Below are 16,801 nucleotides of genomic sequence, written 5' to 3'. Positions count from 1 at the left end.
TGTGTTGTCGAGATAACCTGCGAGGTTTACGGGCGAAGCGGTTGGATCATTGCTGATGCTTAATTGATTTGTAGTCAAATTAAGACTTTGCAGTTCGTTCTCGTCATCCTTGTCATCATCTAGTAACTCTGAAGCAGTAATTGCCGCATTGAGCGACTGTAAGTTTACAACATCCAATGGGTCAACTGGATCTAAAACATCAGAAATCACGCTGTTCCCTGCACTTGGGTCGTTTGCCACGACATCGGCAAGGTCTTGGTTTTCAGAAATCTGTAAGTCGGATTCAAATATACGTTGCCATTCTCCATCGGGTGCAACATTTCCGTTCCATAAAAGCACTTGTCTGGTAAGGTCGTCACCATCGTTAAAAATCCGTAGTGGATTCACTGATCGGCTTGCAATTTTGTCACCTGCAATGGTACGGTTAACAATGTCACGGCCTTCAATCGAAAAATCCTGTATGTTACTTCCTGTTATTTCTCCAACCTCAAAGTTGTAGTTGGTACTGCCATCCCCATTGTCCGTAGCAGTGACCACAACGGTGCTGTCCAATGTATTGGTGTACAGTTGGCTCATATAATCGTCGCGGGTGCTTACGGTAAAGGAATCGTCCAGCGCCTCACAGATATTGATCCATGCCGTGCCATCGTAGTAGTGCAGGCAGTTTTGGTCCGTATTGTATACCAAGGCACCGTGCAACGGGCTTATGGCGCTCATTTGGGCATCGGTTACTCGGGAGATTACCAAGGCACGCGAGGTACTCTCCAATTCCAGTAGCGAGGCGGGGTTCAAATTCTGGGGGTTATCACCGATTTTTACCTGTGCGGTCAGCGAGTTGATCGCCAATAGGCCTATGATGGTGTAGATTAGTGCAGTTTTCACAGTGTTTGTTTATTTGAGGATTTTCCAAACGTAAAAACAAAACTATACTTATGTTTTAATATCTTTAATAAATACCGTCCAAACACGAAATTCACGGGTGAATGGAACCACCTTTGGTATATTTGTAGGGCACAGAATTAACAAAAGTTTAGAACGGCTTAATTTTTTTTATGCCGTTCATGGACTTTCTTTAACTGATACTAAATACATTCCAATGAAAAATATATACTTGATCGTGTTCTCTTTACTGTTGTCCGGCTATTGCATGGCGCAGGACTCCCGTCAAATGTTGCGGGGAAAGGTGCTTTACAGGAGCTCCAACGTCCCCAACGAGAACGTTATCAATTCCACCAGTGGCCATGCTACCATAACCAACGACAATGGTGAGTTTATGATCGAGGTGATGGAAGGCGACCAATTGGTCTTTACCGCGATCAATTACCAGTTGGAGGTAGTGAAAATCACACCGGAAATCTTGGCCAACAACCGTTTGGTGGTTGAGGTGGATGAAAAAGTACAGGAGCTGGACGAAGTAGTGGTGAGCCCGGAGAACCAAGAACGCTTTCTTGAGGTGAAAAACGAGGATTTTAAACAGTTCGATTACGAAATAGATCGTAGCACCGAGGTGGAGAATATCGCCAATTCCCAGATTACACGTGGTATGAAGGATGGACTCAACTTTGTGAACATTTTTAAGGCTCTATTTAAGTCTCAAGATGCCAATGGACAGGAGCGAATCCCGCTAAAAGTGAGCGAAGTACTCCGACATGTGTACGATGACGAGTTTTTTGTGGTGGACCTAAGACTGCCACAGGACAAGATAGATGCATTTCTGTTGTATTGTGATGATAAAATACCTTCCCAGACCCTGCTCAAAAAAGAAAACGAGTTTCAGTTGATCGATTTTTTGGTGACCCAGAGCAAGGAATTTAGGGCAACGTTAAACGAGGAATGAAAAAGTGCTTGCTTGCCTTGTTGATTTTTGCCGCCCAATGGGCTTTTGCCCAAGAAGGTGATGCTAAAATATTGCAGGGCAAAGTTATCAGTGCCGACAAGGATGTTGTGGGGGTTGTGGTTCAAAATGTGACCACTGCCGATGCGGTGATCACCAATCTGGAAGGCAATTTTTCCATTCGTGTGCGGGTGAACGATACCTTGCTGTTCTCCGCTGTACATTTTTTAAGAAAATCCCTTCCCGTTACCGAAGCATTGTACCGCTCCAACTTTGTTGAAGTGCCCATGCAAGAGTTTGTGAACGAGCTCAAGGAGGTGGTGGTAACACCCTATAACTTGACAGGAGACCTTACCAAAGATATTGACCGTGTAATCTTGGAAAAGGATGTAAGCGCAGAGGCGTTGAACCTGCCCAATGCCCACAGGCGTATTCCTACCCAGAGCGAGCGTAAATTACAGGAAGCGTCCTCCATGAGCATGACCGCTGGCGGTGGTTTGGGAGGTGCAGGTGGTGGTATGAGTCTCAATCCTATCATCAATGCGATAACAGGGCGCACCAAAATGCTCAAGAATAGGGTGAAGATTGATAAAACCTATGCCCAAACACAGCAAGTGCAAGGGTTTTATGCCGACTCGCTTTTTGTGGCGACCCTAAAGATTCCCATGGAGAAAATAGATGACTTTATGTATTTCTGCGAGGTGGACGAAGCTTTTCAAACAGCCGTGGAACTGGGGGACAAACTTCAAATCTTGGATATCATGATTCAAAAGAGCAGGGCATACCGGGAGAGCAATAATTTGGATTGATTTTTTTAGATGTCCGATGTCCGATGTCTGATGTCCGATGTCCGATGTCTGATGTCTGATGTCCGTTAAAAGTTTGGCAGGTAAATTGCAGAAAGATTTCTAAAACTGTAACATTGCTGTGCAATTAAAGCCCAATACCACATGATGATATCAAAAAAAGCACGAATGGCAGTCTTACCTTTGGTAATGCTATTGTTGCTATCTTTTTCATCTGCCCACAAATATTATGTGAGCGTAACCAATATCGCTTATTCCAAAGAAGATAGTGCCTTCCAGATTACCAGCAGGGTCTTTATAGACGATCTCGATAAATTGCTGAAAGAACGGTATGACATTGAGGCCAAATTGGCCACGCCAAAGGAATCCAAGTTGGCGGACGAGTACATCGAAAAATATTTTAGGACAAAGTTTGCGATAGAACTGGATGGTGAGCCAGTTCAATATAATTTTTTGGGAAAACGCTACGATAACGATATGGTAATCTGTTATCTGGAAATTCCCAAGGTAAAGTTATCAGAAACAAAAAGCATGACCATACAGAACGAAGTGCTTATGGATCTCTTTGATGATCAGCAGAATATAGTGCATGTAAAATGGAACGGAAACAAAAAAAGTTTTATGCTGATCCGTCAGAACAATAAAGGAATGTTAAACTTATGACGTATTCTTAACAATTGGTTAAAATATGTTATTTTTCACCGCTATTAAATCAGATAAAAAAATGAACAGATTCAAGTATTGCTTAGCTTCTGTCTTGTTCCTTTTTGGAGCCGTGGTTATGGCTCAAGAAGAAGGGGACGTAAAAGAAAAGCGGGAGCCCGGTCATTACAACCAAAGTAGATTCAAACAATTGTACGAGGAGTTTTCCACTCCCAACACTTACCGTTCGGCCTCAGGTGCCCCAGGCCCTGATTATTATCAACAGCAGGCGGATTACGTAATGGACATCCAGTTGGATGACAAGAACGCGAAGATCAGTGGGGAAGAAACGATTACGTACCATAACAATTCGCCGGACGATTTGGAATTTCTTTGGGTGCAATTAGATCAAAACGTGCGGGCCAAAGATTCAAAGTCTCCTTTGCGGGACGGCAATGGTGTAAATATCGCCTATACAGCGGACAACTTTGCCCAGACCTATATAAGTGAGCCGTTCGATGGTGGTTTCAATATACAATCGGTTACCGATGCCAGTGGAAAGCCATTGTCGTACACCATCAACCAGACCATGATGCGAATCAATATCCCAGAACCGTTAAAAAGCGGGGAGAAAGTTTCATTCTCCATCAAATGGTGGTACAATATTCCGGACCATACCGTGGATAGAGCACGTTCTGGTTACGAGTATTTCCCTAAAGATGGAAACAGAGCATACGTAATCGCACAGTTTTTCCCAAGAATGGCCGTTTACAGCGATGTAGAGGGATGGCAGAACCATCAGTTCTGGGGAAGTGGAGAGTTCGCGTTGCCATTTGGTAACTACGAAGTAAGCATCACCGTACCTGCAGACCACGTATTGGATGCAACGGGAGAGCTTCAAAACCGTGAAGATGTATTCTCCAAAGAAATGCTAAAGCGCTACAAGCAAGCCAAAAAATCGTACGATAAGCCTGTGATCATTGTAACCCAAGAAGAGGCCGAAGCAGCAGAAAAAGGGTTTTCTACCGACACCAAGACATGGAAGTTCAAAGCAACCAATGTTAGGGATTACGCATTTGCATCGTCCAGAAAATTTGTTTGGGACATGCAGGCCGTTAAGATCGGTAACAAAGATGTAATGGCAGTTTCCCTTTACCCAAAAGAAGGAAACCCACTTTGGGAGGAATTGTCCACCAAAGCCGTGGTGCAGACCTTGCAGACCTATTCAAAGCATACTTTTGATTACCCTTACCATAAGGCCATTTCCGTTCACGCAAAGAACCAGGGAATGGAATATCCGATGATTTGCTGGAACTACGGACGTCCGAATGAGGATGGTACGTATTCCGACAGGGTAAAATACGGAATGATCAGTGTGATCATCCACGAGGTCGGCCATAATTACTTTCCTATGATCGTTAATTCCGATGAGCGTCAATGGGGATGGATGGATGAAGGAATCAACACCTTTGCCCAATATTTGGCAGAGCAGGAATTCGGTAAAAACTATCCTGAAGTAATCGCTCCCAACAGCGAATATCCATCACGTAGAGGAAAAGCAGCGGATATTGTGCCTTACATGGCAGGAGACCAAAGTTATATTTCCCCTATCATGTCCAACCCGGAGAACGTGTATCAATTGGGTCCTAACGCCTACGGTAAACCGGCAACGGCGCTTAATATTTTAAGGGAGACAGTAATGGGAGAGGAATTGTTCGATCATGCTTTCCAAACCTATGCCCAACGCTGGATGTTCAAGCATCCGACCCCAGAGGATTTCTTCCGTACCATGGAAGATGCTTCCGCAGTGGATTTGGATTGGTTCTGGAGAAGCTGGTTCTACACTACCGATTACGTAGATATCGGTGTATCCGGTGTTAAAAAATACTATGTGTCCAACAAGCCTACCAAGGAAATGGAAAAATATATGGCCGATAGAAACCTTACCGAAGCCGACCTACCACCATTGGTATATTTGGCCGAGGAAGATAGCGAGGACTTTGCTCCGGAGCTAAAAGGGAAATCCCCGACCGAGACTTCCAAGAACCTTAAGGAATTTATGATGGACAACATGACCGAAGCCGAAAGGGCCCAGGTAAAGGAGCCAAAGTATTTTTATGAAATCACTTTTGATAAGCCAGGAGGAATACCAATGCCATTGATCGTAGAATACACCTACGCAGATGGAACTACCGAGAACATCACGTATCCGCCAGAAATCTGGAGAAAGAACGATGCCGAGGTAAAACGGGTAATGGCCACCCAAAAAGAATTGGTGGGGATTGTAGTAGATCCAAAATTGGAAACTGCGGATATCGACACCACCAACAACGCTTGGCCCAAGAAAGACGAGAAGTCTGACTTTGATAAATTCAAGGAAAATATCAAAGGAGACAGGTAACATAAAAAACTATGTTAAGAGCCCCGTGATTTCACGGGGCTTTTTTTATTTTGGAATGAAGTTCTGATTATATTTGTGCCATGCAATTTCTATTTATCAGTGGAGCCGAGATTTTTTTCATCCTATTTATAGTGGTGATGGTGTTTGGTGCGGACAAGATTCCCGGTATCGCCAAGGGCCTCGGGAAAGGAATGCGTCAACTTAAGGACGCAACGGACGATATTAAACGCGAAATACAGAAAAGTGCGGATGATGTGGATACCGATTTCACAAAGAACATCCGTAAGGAAATCGACGATGTAAAGAAGAATGTGAACGAAGTTTCCGGTTCCATCAAAAGAGACCTCAACAAGTAGATTCCTATGTTGGAAAAATTGCTCAAATGGGATAGGGACACTTTTGTTTATCTCAACGCACTGGGCATAGAGGATTACGACGTTTTTTGGTCTACCGTTACCAATATTTCCACTTGGATACCCTTGTTTATCCTTTTTCTGCTGCTTTTTTATCTGAAGTTTTCCAAAACCGAAGCTTTGTACAAGTTTCTCACCGTGCTGGGCTTGGTGGTTTTTATCACGGCTATTACCCATATCACCAAGGTGTCGGTGGCTAGGCTAAGGCCCAATAATACGGAAGAGATCAACACCCTGATTCGTATTTTGAAAAGTCCAACGGATTATAGCTTTTTCTCTGGCCATGCGTCCAGTTCATTTTCCATAACCACTTTAGTGTTTCTTTTTTTACGCCATAAGGTAAAGTGGGCGATACTCTTTTTTATCTGGCCCATATTGTTTGCCATGAGCCGTATTTATGTAGGTGTACATTTCCCCATTGATATCATCGTAGGAACGGTAATCGGGATATTGTCTGGATTGCTTTTCTTCTGGATTTACCAACGATTTATAGCACCCTACTCAACGTCAGTCCATCCCTAATGGGCAACAATACAGTTTCCACTCTAGGATCTTCTTTTAATTTTTGATTGTATTCGAGCAACACAGCAGTGGCCCTGTCCGATTTTTGTAACGGTTCCACCACTTTTCCGGACCACAGCACATTGTCAGAAAGAATAATACTGCCAGGTCTCGTTTTTTGGATGACAGCTTCAAAGTAGGCATCGTAGTTTACCTTTTGCGCATCAATAAAAACAAGGTCAAAAGTTAGGTCGAGCTCGGGAATAATATCAAGTGCATCCCCGATATGTTGTTTGATTTGAGGGCCAAACCCGCTTCTATCAAAATACCTGCGCTGCATTTCATGGAGTTCCTCGTTCACCTCAATGGTATGAAGTTCCCCATCCTTTTGGAGTCCTTCCGCCAAACACAAGGCCGAATAGCCCGTGTAGGTGCCAATTTCCAAAATGTATTTGGGATTGATGATCTTGGACAACATACTCAATACCCTGCCTTGAAAATGTCCGGTAATCATTCGGGGCTGCACCACCTTTAAGTGCGTCTCACGGGTGAGTTCCTGCAATAATTTGGGTTCGTCTTCCGAACTGTTGGCAATATAACTCTCCAAAATGGGCGATAGGAAATGCATGATATATTTTTCGCAAAAATATAGAAAAGAACTACATTGACTGCTTGATAAAATAAAAGAACCTCATGACGTTACCAAAGGTAAGCATACGAAAAGCAACATTGGAAGACTTGCCCAAGCTCCTCAACTTTGAACAGGAAATCATAAAGGCAGAGCGCCCTTTTGATGTTACCATAAAAGAAAGACCTATCAGTTATTACGATATTGGAGAAATAATTCAGGATACAAAAGCATGTGTTTTGGTCGCAGAAATAGATGATAGGGTCGTAGCTTCGGGCTACGCTATTCCCAAAAGAGCAAGGCATTATCTGGACCATGAGTTTTACGCATACTTAGGTTTTATGTATACCGATGAAAATTTTCGGGGGATGGGAATCAATGCCAAGATTGTAGGCGAGCTTAAACAATGGTCTCAGAACCAAGGTTACAAGGAAATCCGATTGACGGTCTACAACGAAAACTTACCGGCAATCAAGGCTTATGAAAAAGTAGGTTTTAAAAAGCACATCATTGAAATGCGTTTGGAGTAATTTTCTTTTGATTACATTACTGCTACAAATTGTATTTTTGATGAAAACCAGAATAGAATGACATTCGAGAATACGCTTGAATTTGCCAAAAAGTTGGATGCTTCCGATGCTTTGGCTTCCTATAGAAATGAATTCCACTATCCACAAGTCAACGGAAAGGATGTAATCTATTTTACGGGCAACTCACTTGGGCTTCAACCCAAACGTACCCAAAAATTTGTTGATGAGGTTATGAAGGACTGGCGAGAGCTGGCGGTCGAGGGGCACTTTTATGCTGATAAGCCTTGGTGGGACTATCATGAAAGACTAGCAGAAGGTTTGGGTAAGGTCGTAGGGGCAAAACCCAAGGAAGTTTCGGTGATGAACACACTTACCGTAAACCTTCATTTGTTGATGGTGTCCTTTTATCGGCCCACCGAAAAACGATTCAAGATAATCTGCGAAGAGAAGGCGTTTCCGTCCGACCAATATATGTTGCAAAGTCAGGTACGGTATCACGGACTGAATCCTGAGGATGCCATAGTGGAAGTGAAAAAAAGAGAAGGAGAGCATGCATGGCGCACTGAGGATATCATCCAAAAAATAAATGAGGTGGGCGATGAGCTGGCTTTGGTGTTGATGGGTGGGGTCAATTATTATAATGGTCAGGTATTGGACATGGAAGCGATTACCAAAGCAGGAAAGAGCGTAGGTGCCTATGTTGGTTGGGATTTGGCCCATGGTGTTGGAAACATCAAATTGAACCTACACGATTGGGATGCTGATTTTGCCGCTTGGTGCAGCTATAAATACATGAACAGTGGCCCGGGGAACGCATCGGGAGTCTTTGTGCACGAAAAACACTTGGGCAAGGAGGACATCCCTCGTTTTGAAGGCTGGTGGGGAACCAAAAAAGAGACCCGCTTTTTAATGAAGCCGGAGTTCGACCCTATCGAAACCGCCGATGCATGGCAACTGAGCAATCCCCCTATTTTATCCATAGCACCCTATTTGGCCTCTCTGGAACTATTTAATGAAGTAGGCATGGATGCACTGATCGAAAAACAAAAGACCATTGTGGCCTATCTGGAGTACGTGCTCCACGAGATAGATAAGGAAGTAGAGAGCACATTTGAAATTATTACCCCTGCGGACAGAGGGTGTCAACTCTCCGTGTTTTTGCACGGCGAAGGGAAATCCATTTTTGACTATTTAATGAAAAAAGGTGTGATTACCGATTGGAGGGAGCCGAATGTTATCCGACTGGCACCTGCTCCATTGTACTGTTCGTATGAGGATATGTATCGTTTTGGACAAATCTTAAAAGAGGGTATACAGAGCAAATAAGAACCAATGCACTAAATGAACCGACTAAACACCACCATTAGATGAAATCCCTATGGCTTATTCTGTCCAATCCAAGATATTTTGGAGTGGCATGGGTATTTACCAGTATCAATATTTGGTTTGGAACATGGGCCATTTATATTCCCACCGTAAAGGAAAAACTGGATATAAATAAAGCAGATTTGGGCATAGCCCTGTTCTGCTTGTCGCTGGGGGTTTTTACCATTTTCCCCGTAGCTTCCAAGGTGATCAATAAACTTGGGGTAGGAAGGTCGTCATGGTACGGGGTAATATTTGCCTCCATAACGGCAATGTTGCCGCTAATGGCTCCCAATTATTATATGCTGATGGCAGCTTTGTACCTTTTTGGGGCGAGCAATGGATTTATAGATATCGCCATAAACACTTTGGTAACGGAGATTGAAAAAGAGGATAAACAGAACTTTATGTCCGCGGCCCATGGCTTTTTTAGTCTGGGCGGTATTTTGGTAGGCTTGGGCAGCTTCCTGATTCCTGTGATTGAAAACCCTGTGCTGCACATGGGCATTACCGTTGTGTTGGTTTTTGTCATCAATTTTTTTCTAAAGAAACATTATATCCATGTTGTGGCTGCCCCTGTGGAGAAGGAGCCCTTCAGCATAAAATTGTTCAAGCCATTGCTTTTGCTGGGCATTATTGGGTTTGTGTCCTTTGGCAGTGAAGGCGCCATTATAGATTGGAGTTCCCTTTACCTAAAGGAAATGACCAAGGCCCCGGAATTGCTTATCGGAGCTGGATTTTTGGCATTTTCTACCACGATGACCCTAGGTCGATTTTTGGGTGATGGAATCAGTGCAAAAATTGGGCCCATACGAATAGTAGGACTGGGTGCGCTTATTGCCGCAGTAGGTTTTGTGTTGGTCTTAACGCAAAATACCACATGGTCTATCATCGGCTTTGCTCTTAACGGTCTTGGTTTCTCGGTCATTGTTCCCGAATTGTTTCGTATCGGTGGGAATGTCAAGGGAGTGGATTCTTCCCAAGGTGTTGCTTTTATAGCCGGGTTCGGGTATATCGGATTTTTGTTGGGGCCTGTTATTCTAGGATTTATTGCCGAAAGTGCCTCCCTTAATTATAGTTTTATCTTACTACTGTGTATGGCCCTTTTGGTTTTTGGGATTACGTTTTTTCTGCGAAGGAGAGGGAAATAATATCAATTGTATATGCTCATATTGGAATTGATCAATGTTCCATAACTGTAACGAATTATTTGGCCGATTGCAGGTTGTATGATTTTCTAAGTTATCAGTTTCCGGCTATACCAACTTCTCACATATAGGTGACAGTTATTTTTCCTTTATCAGGGCCTTTAACTTTTCAAGTTGTGTGTCCGATTGCCAAAGTACTTGGCTCATGTCCCTTTCTATTTTTATATCAGGTGTTGTTCCGTAGCCGTCCAAAACCTTTCCATTTTTCTGAAAGGAGACCATAGTACTGATTTTCCCGAACAATTTTGAATTTGGGAGGTCGACCCAATCACTATTGCCACTAGAACCATCCGTTGTTGTCCCAACAATTTTTATATTCTGAATTCCTTTAAGTGCAGAGACGAAAACAGATGCCGCACTAAAAGTTTTTTCGTTGGCCAAAATATAGACAGGCTTGTTGTAGTAAAGTCCTTGAGCGGATAGTTTATTTCCATTCAACAATCCAAAATAATATTCGCTGTATTTTGTGTTATCCAGTTCATACATTGGGTTGAAGTTTTTCAAAAACCCAGTTACCTTTTTCTGTTCCGTTTCATCCAATTCCGAAAAAGAATATAGAAATCGGCTGTGTAGACTTTCTTTATAATCTTTTGGCAGGGGGAGTGGGCCTCTTTGCTTGACTACATTTACAACATGAATGGAGTCAGGGTGAATCAAATATTTTGCAAACTCATATAACAAGTCCCGTGTTCCGCCACCATTGGCCCTGACATCGATAATTAGGGCTTCGCTGTCATTTCTAATCGATTTCATAAATGAATTGACTTTCTCAAAAAGTAGGGGAGCTTCATCCTTACTTACCATTTCCGGTAATTTGATGTATGCGATGTTGTCGTCCAAACTAAATAGCCCAGCAATATTTTTGGGTTGATTAAAGTCCTCGTCCTTTATAAAAAGATAGTCCCTTTCAAATTTTTCATCCCATGGTCTTTGCCTTTCTGATTTATCTTTTACGGGAACGACTAAAACAGTGTCATTTTGGAATACAGCGTCCGAAAGCGTTAATTCGATTTCTTTCTTTAGAGGTTGGCCCAGTAATAAGTAATTCTTTTGGATATCCCTAATGTCGCGAACTGCCAGTGTAAAATAGGTCTCTTCGGGCGCTTTGATGTCTTCTGGCCGCGTTTTTTGCAAGAATTCATCTATGTCCAGACCATCAATCTTTTTGAGGTACGGAAAATGAGGATTTAGGATTTTCAAGGTTTTATCCTGATCATAATTCAAAACAACAACTTTATCGTTTACAGGTGCGTAAACAAACGGTAAGAACAATGATTCGTTTAAATTGTAGCCTCTAATGCCATTTAAAGCGGAATGTCTATCCCCGATTTTGGCCAAAGTGTTGGTGATAAACAAACCGAAATTTTCAAGTTGGGTGGAATCTTTTACAGATTTAAGATAATTTTCAAAATCCTTGTTGAAATCAAAACCGTTCAGGTAAGCATAGGAAGACTTTTTATTTAATGTTTTAATCAAAAATTCAACATCTTCCATTATTTGTTTTTTGGTAAGCCAATTATCCTGTGCTTCTACATGTACAATAACTAGACAAAATAATGGGATGATCAGGTGTTTAAGCTTCATTTATAGTTTTTTGTTTCAAAAATTTCTTTACCCGAAATAGGAAATTAAACGATGGAAAACATCATTTTTAAGCGCTAGGGAGAATTTTGAAAATGCTTTTTGTGAGCAAATTATGCCACAAAATCAAAGAAAGCTATTATTCCTTGCTTACCGAAAGCCCAGTGAAATATAAGTTGGTACCACCTTCGGGACGATTGTGCTGCTTCGCTAACTGCAACCCCTGCATCTCTACATAATCTTCCCAAGTAGAGACCAAGTTGGGCTCTTCTTGGTTGGATTTGCGATAGGCCCACTCGCGAATAATATAATCGTCCTTAAAATAGAAATCATATGCATCACCGGGAGTGTAACCACCTTCGTTGGCATACACTATAGTGAGTTTTTGCATAGGTTCTTCGCTAATTGGAGCGGTGGCTTTAGCTGTATGTTCATAGGTATAATTGCCGGAGTCCCACATTAAATTAAAAGGGGCCATCAACCAATATCTGTCATTGATAAAACCACTATTTGTTTTTAGGGCAATGCTGTCCATGGAATTTCGGTTGTATGTAAGGGTGTCGGGTCCCGAAATGGCCGTTACTGTGTTTTTCTTGGGTTTCCAGTCCCAACTGCGCTCAAAATGCATGGAATCCCTATCTACATTAAAGGTAAATGTGATTTCCTTTACAGCTCCCCAGTTTTCAAAACCATGGGCTTCGGCAATAAGTTCCGGAACCGATTTGTCGGTTTCGGCCGTTTCTTGGGTCTCCTCTTTTTGTTTTGGCTCCGTTTTACAGGATGCGAAAAATAAAATGGCGAACAATCCAACGATGTAATAGGTCTTCATATCTGATTTTTAACCAAATATAGTGTGAAAATCCGTTATTTTGCGCCCCATTTTAAAAAGCCTGACCAATAAACCTGTTTTTGAAGTGACTTTTTTAAAAAACTTGTTTCTCATACTTATAAGTAACCCCGACAAAGCGTTTTTGGAAAAGGAAGACTTATACGTACATCTTTCTGATGAGGAATTAGTAAAACAGATTGTAGCGGACAATGACCCTATGCTCTTTGGGAAGTTGTATGACCGCTATGTGAAAATGGTCTATAACAAATGTTACGGATTTGCGAAATCAGCGGACGAGGCGGAAGACTTGACCCAGGATGTCTTCCTTCAATTATTTATCAAACTTCGAACCTTTAAGGGAAAATCGAAGTTTTCTACATGGCTATATTCTTTTACCTATAATTTTTGTGTGAACTATGTAAACCGGAACAAACAGCTTAAAATACAGGACAAATCCGTACAGGTAGAAAGTTCGGAATACAAACTTACCGAAGAGGTGCCCGATGAGAGCTTGTTTGAGATGAAAGCGGATAAACTCAAAAAATGCTTGGAAATCATCTCCGCTGAAGAGCGGTCCATTTTATTGTTAAAGTATCAGGACGGAGCCAGTATAAAGGAACTGGTAAACTTATTGGATATAGGGGAGAGCGCAGTGAAAATGCGGCTTAAAAGAGCCAAAGAAAGACTATTGGAAATCTATAATACCCTCGAATAGATGGCAAAGAAACACAAAAACCCATTCAAAGAGCTGGAAGCTTCCTTGCACGAGGCCCCACCGGAAATGAAGCAAAAAGTAATGAACGACATTGCTGCGGCAAAGTTGATCATGGACATGGCTTCATTGTTCTCGATTAATTTGGGCAGTGCTTTGCGTAAGCTTTTCCGAACCATGGGCGACAACTAATCAACTAACAGAACACTATAAATAAACAACAACTATGGAGACTATTAATGAATGGAAAAATGTGACCTTGGAGTCCCTGTCTGGTATGGGCAAAGAGATGGCGCAGGCCTTCCCAAAAATATTGGGCGCTATCATTATTTTAATTTTAGGTTGGATCGTTATCAAAATTGTGCTCTTCCTTCTGAAGAAAATCCTTAAACTGGCCAAAGTGGATATGCTAAATGACAAGATCAATGGCATGGACGTCACTGGCAAAGGAGACATCAATGTAGATATCATAAAAATTATTTTGGGGTTTGTTCGGTGGTTCCTGATTTTGGTGTTTTTGATTGTAGCTGCCGATATTTTGGATTGGAAAATCATTTCACAGGAAATAGGTAACCTTTTACATTATCTGCCTAAATTCTTTAGTGCATTGGCACTATTGATGCTCGGTTTCTACATCGGGAACTTTGTGAAGAAGACGGTCAAGCGGTTGTTTGATTCGCTGGAATTTGGAGGTTCCAATATCGTAAGCAACCTGTTTTTCTATGTAATCGTCATCTTTATGTCCATCACCGCATTGAACCAAGCAGGTGTCGATACCACTATCATCACCAATAATATCACGTTGATTCTGGGTTCTTTCCTATTGGCATTTGCTTTGGGCGTAGGATTGGGGTCCCGAGAAATTGTTGCCGATATCCTTAGGGCATTTTATACCCGAAAAACATATGTGGTGGGTGATAGAATAGTAATAGGAGATGATGAGGGAGTAATTAAATCCATAGAAAACAATAGTTTGACTCTGGAGACAAGGAGTGGGAAGTACGTTATCCCGATCAAGGATGTGGTATCGCAAAAGGTACAGATAAAATCATAATACGGCCATTGTGAAAAACAAGTGCGGTAACTTCCTTGGAATTTGATTATTTTTGAAGTCTTACAACACGTAAAAAATGAGTTCAAAAAAAGGAAAAGTTCAGGAATTGATTCAAGAAAAACTGTTAGACGACCGCAAAGTGTTTTTGTGGGGCCAAGTAGATGATGATTCTGCGAAGCATGTAATCGACCGGTTGCTCTATTTGGATATGTTGAACAATAAAGAGATTCAATTGATCATCAATAGCCCGGGAGGATATGTAACCTCTGGTTTTGCTATTTACGATACTATTAAACAGATTAAAAGTCCCGTATCTACCGTTTGTTCTGGTTTGGCAGCTTCTATGGGCTCCATACTTTTGTCAGTAGGCGAAAAGGGTAGAAGGTTTATCCAACCGCACGCCCGTGTCATGATTCACCAACCAAGTGGTGGTGCAAGGGGTCAGGCTTCTAATATCGAGATTCAGGCAAGGGAAATCATCAAGACCAAGGAACTGGGCGCTAAAATTCTATCGGAGAATTGTGGACAGCCCTATGACAAGGTGATGAAGGACTTTGATCGAGATTATTGGATGAGCGCCGAAGAATCGGTGGAATATGGTATTGTGGATGGCATTTTGTAGATAAGGCCATAACTCTTAAAAGTGAAAAGTCCTTCGCAACTTATTGTGAAGGACTTTTTATATATAGGCGCCGTAGCGGAATATTTTATTTGTTAGATATACGATGAGGTAGCTGTCGAAAGATTTTAAAGAATTGTTAAAATCAAAAATCGTTGGGATTTTGTATGATTTTTTCCGCTCGTTTCTTTAATTCAGAAAGTTCCTGCTGACTTTTCTTTTCCAACAAGCTCAACATCATCGACATGCGTTGATTACCTTTAAAATGTGATTTCTTCTCTTCCAAAAAGTTCCAGTACAGTGAATTGAACGGACAGGATTTTTCTCCCGACTTAACTGTATGACTATAGGAACATTCTTTACAATAATTTCCCATCTTATTGATGTAGTTGGCGCTGCTCACATATGGTTTGGTGGCTACAAGGCCCCCATCCGCAAATTGACTCATCCCTCTGGTATTGGTAATTTCTACCCATTCTATGGCGTCGATGTAAACCCCTAAATACCATGCATCAACTTCGTCTGGGTTTACCTGTGTCAGCAAAGCATAGTTTCCAATGATCATCAAACGTTGAATATGGTGGGCGTAGGCATTGTCCAAACTCTGGGCAATGGCATTGTGCAGACAGTTCATTTTTGTTTTTCCCGTCCAGAAGAAGTCGGGTAGGGGATTGTGGTTCTCCAGTTTGTTCAACTTAGCATAGCCGGGCATTTCTTTCCAATATATGCCACGCATATATTCGCGCCAGCCCAATATCTGACGAACAAACCCCTCCACTTGGGAAATATGAATGTCATCTCTATGTTCGTAATAATAATCTACAACTGTGTCAATTACCTCTTTTGGAGAAATCATTTTAGTGTTCATGGCAAAGGACAATCGGGAATGGAACAAATACTTTTCCTGGGTATGCAAAGCATCCTGATAGTCCCCAAAATAGGTCAGCAGTTTCGAGCAGAAAAAATCCAAAAGCGCTGAACATTCCTTGTAAGAAGTAGGCCAAGGAAAGTTTTGGGCATCAATGTTGCCAAAGGTATTTACTTCCGCATTTTTGATTTCTTCCAGCAGCTCGGTTACATCAGTATCAAATGAAAGTTCCTTGGGAATGCTGGGTGATCCATCCCATTTTTTGCGATTGCTCTGGTCAAAATTCCATTTTCCGCCTTCAGGTTGGTCGTTTACCATCAAAATATTATGTTTCTTTCGCATCATCCGATAGAAACTTTCCATTAACAATTGTTTTTTGCCCTTAAAATGATTTTTTAGCTCATCCCGACTGGTATAAAAGTGTTCCGTATCAAAAGCTTCTGATGGAACGGAAATGGCTTCGCAAATTTCTTTTAACTGTTTGTCCAATCGGTATTCGTCTGGCAGTTGATATTCGAATTTTTCGATGTTATGTTTCGAAATGATTTCCTTGATAAGTTTGGACAGTTCTTGGGGATTGTTGTGGTCACCAATTTTAAAGTATTTTACATGGTGTCCTTTATCTTGTAGGGCATTTGAGAAATTCCGCATGGAACGAAAAAACCCAACTACTTTTTGAATGTGATGTTTTACATAATCAGTTTCTTGTCGCATTTCGGCCATAATATATATGTGATCATCATCAACTTGATCTAACCAACTATGGGATAGATTAAGCTGGTCACCGAGTATAAGTCTGAGTGTTTTCAT

General features: G+C 41.8%; 17 protein-coding genes and 1 pseudogene. 13 read left to right on the top strand and 5 right to left on the bottom strand.

Annotated features, from left to right (window positions below):
* Positions 1–882, bottom strand: a pseudogene (locus DCK90_RS15935) (hypothetical protein); the annotation flags it as partial.
* 214 nt (positions 883–1,096) lie between these two features.
* Here DCK90_RS15935 and DCK90_RS15930 point away from each other — a divergent pair.
* From DCK90_RS15930 to DCK90_RS15905, 6 genes are all read left to right on the top strand, one after another.
* A complete protein-coding gene (locus DCK90_RS15930) occupies positions 1,097–1,837 on the top strand; it encodes a carboxypeptidase-like regulatory domain-containing protein (RefSeq protein WP_108247204.1) in 741 nt (246 codons plus the stop codon).
* Positions 1,834–2,643 carry a hypothetical protein gene (locus DCK90_RS15925; RefSeq protein ID WP_108247200.1) on the top strand — a complete coding sequence of 270 codons (810 nt, stop codon included), beginning with the start codon at positions 1,834–1,836 and terminating at the stop codon, positions 2,641–2,643. The genes DCK90_RS15930 and DCK90_RS15925 overlap by 4 nt, the downstream gene beginning before the upstream one ends.
* A 165-nt stretch (positions 2,644–2,808) precedes the next feature.
* Positions 2,809–3,303, top strand: a complete 495-nt coding sequence (locus DCK90_RS15920; protein WP_234414773.1) for a DUF6702 family protein — start codon at positions 2,809–2,811, stop codon at positions 3,301–3,303.
* Between the two features lie 61 nt (positions 3,304–3,364).
* Complete coding sequence (locus DCK90_RS15915; RefSeq protein ID WP_108247203.1) at positions 3,365–5,683, top strand: M1 family metallopeptidase; 2,319 nt, start codon at positions 3,365–3,367, stop codon at positions 5,681–5,683.
* Positions 5,684–5,763: 80 nt separating this feature from the next.
* Positions 5,764–6,039, top strand: coding sequence for a Sec-independent protein translocase subunit TatA/TatB (locus DCK90_RS15910; protein WP_108247198.1), 276 nt, complete (start codon positions 5,764–5,766; stop codon positions 6,037–6,039).
* A gap of 6 nt (positions 6,040–6,045) precedes the next feature.
* Positions 6,046–6,618, top strand: a complete 573-nt coding sequence (locus DCK90_RS15905; protein WP_108247197.1) for a phosphatase PAP2 family protein — start codon at positions 6,046–6,048, stop codon at positions 6,616–6,618.
* On the opposite strand, the gene DCK90_RS15900 is transcribed toward DCK90_RS15905, so the two are convergent.
* The gene (locus DCK90_RS15900) at positions 6,584–7,225 is read right to left on the bottom strand and encodes an O-methyltransferase (protein WP_108247196.1); all 642 of its coding nucleotides are present in this window, start codon (positions 7,223–7,225) and stop codon (positions 6,584–6,586) included. The genes DCK90_RS15905 and DCK90_RS15900 overlap by 35 nt on opposite strands.
* A gap of 65 nt (positions 7,226–7,290) precedes the next feature.
* On the opposite strand from DCK90_RS15900, the gene DCK90_RS15895 reads away from it, so the two are divergent.
* Genes DCK90_RS15895 through DCK90_RS15885 form a run of 3 tightly spaced genes read left to right on the top strand, consistent with a single transcriptional unit; the run spans position 7,291 to position 10,271 of the window.
* On the top strand, positions 7,291–7,755 hold the full coding sequence (locus DCK90_RS15895; RefSeq protein WP_108247195.1) for a GNAT family N-acetyltransferase: 465 nt from the start codon (positions 7,291–7,293) through the stop codon (positions 7,753–7,755).
* A gap of 57 nt (positions 7,756–7,812) precedes the next feature.
* On the top strand, positions 7,813–9,081 hold the full coding sequence (gene kynU, locus DCK90_RS15890) for a kynureninase (RefSeq protein ID WP_108247194.1): 1,269 nt from the start codon (positions 7,813–7,815) through the stop codon (positions 9,079–9,081).
* Between the two features lie 41 nt (positions 9,082–9,122).
* Positions 9,123–10,271 carry an MFS transporter gene (locus DCK90_RS15885; protein WP_108247193.1) on the top strand — a complete coding sequence of 383 codons (1,149 nt, stop codon included), beginning with the start codon at positions 9,123–9,125 and terminating at the stop codon, positions 10,269–10,271.
* Positions 10,272–10,406: 135 nt separating this feature from the next.
* On the opposite strand, the gene DCK90_RS15880 is transcribed toward DCK90_RS15885, so the two are convergent.
* Positions 10,407–11,912, bottom strand: coding sequence for a S41 family peptidase (locus DCK90_RS15880; RefSeq protein ID WP_108247192.1), 1,506 nt, complete (start codon positions 11,910–11,912; stop codon positions 10,407–10,409).
* A gap of 136 nt (positions 11,913–12,048) precedes the next feature.
* Complete coding sequence (locus DCK90_RS15875; RefSeq protein WP_108247191.1) at positions 12,049–12,738, bottom strand: hypothetical protein; 690 nt, start codon at positions 12,736–12,738, stop codon at positions 12,049–12,051.
* Between the two features lie 85 nt (positions 12,739–12,823).
* Between DCK90_RS15875 and DCK90_RS15870 the strand changes: the two genes are divergently transcribed.
* The 4 genes from DCK90_RS15870 (at position 12,824) to DCK90_RS15855 (ending at position 15,126) form a co-directional block, all read left to right on the top strand.
* Positions 12,824–13,453, top strand: a complete 630-nt coding sequence (locus DCK90_RS15870; RefSeq protein WP_108247202.1) for an RNA polymerase sigma factor — start codon at positions 12,824–12,826, stop codon at positions 13,451–13,453.
* Complete coding sequence (locus DCK90_RS15865; RefSeq protein ID WP_108247190.1) at positions 13,454–13,642, top strand: hypothetical protein; 189 nt, start codon at positions 13,454–13,456, stop codon at positions 13,640–13,642.
* Positions 13,643–13,676: 34 nt separating this feature from the next.
* On the top strand, positions 13,677–14,504 hold the full coding sequence (locus tag DCK90_RS15860; protein WP_108247189.1) for a mechanosensitive ion channel family protein: 828 nt from the start codon (positions 13,677–13,679) through the stop codon (positions 14,502–14,504).
* 76 nt (positions 14,505–14,580) lie between these two features.
* On the top strand, positions 14,581–15,126 hold the full coding sequence (locus DCK90_RS15855; protein WP_108247188.1) for a ClpP family protease: 546 nt from the start codon (positions 14,581–14,583) through the stop codon (positions 15,124–15,126).
* Between the two features lie 142 nt (positions 15,127–15,268).
* On the opposite strand, the gene DCK90_RS15850 is transcribed toward DCK90_RS15855, so the two are convergent.
* Positions 15,269–16,801: a cryptochrome/photolyase family protein gene (locus DCK90_RS15850; RefSeq protein ID WP_108247187.1), complete on the bottom strand. Its 1,533-nt coding sequence runs from the start codon at positions 16,799–16,801 to the stop codon at positions 15,269–15,271.

The organism is Muricauda brasiliensis (assembly GCF_003057865.1).
In the GTDB taxonomy this organism is placed as follows: domain Bacteria; phylum Bacteroidota; class Bacteroidia; order Flavobacteriales; family Flavobacteriaceae; genus Flagellimonas; species Flagellimonas chongwuensis.
This window is presented reverse-complemented; position numbering and strand designations above follow the sequence as displayed.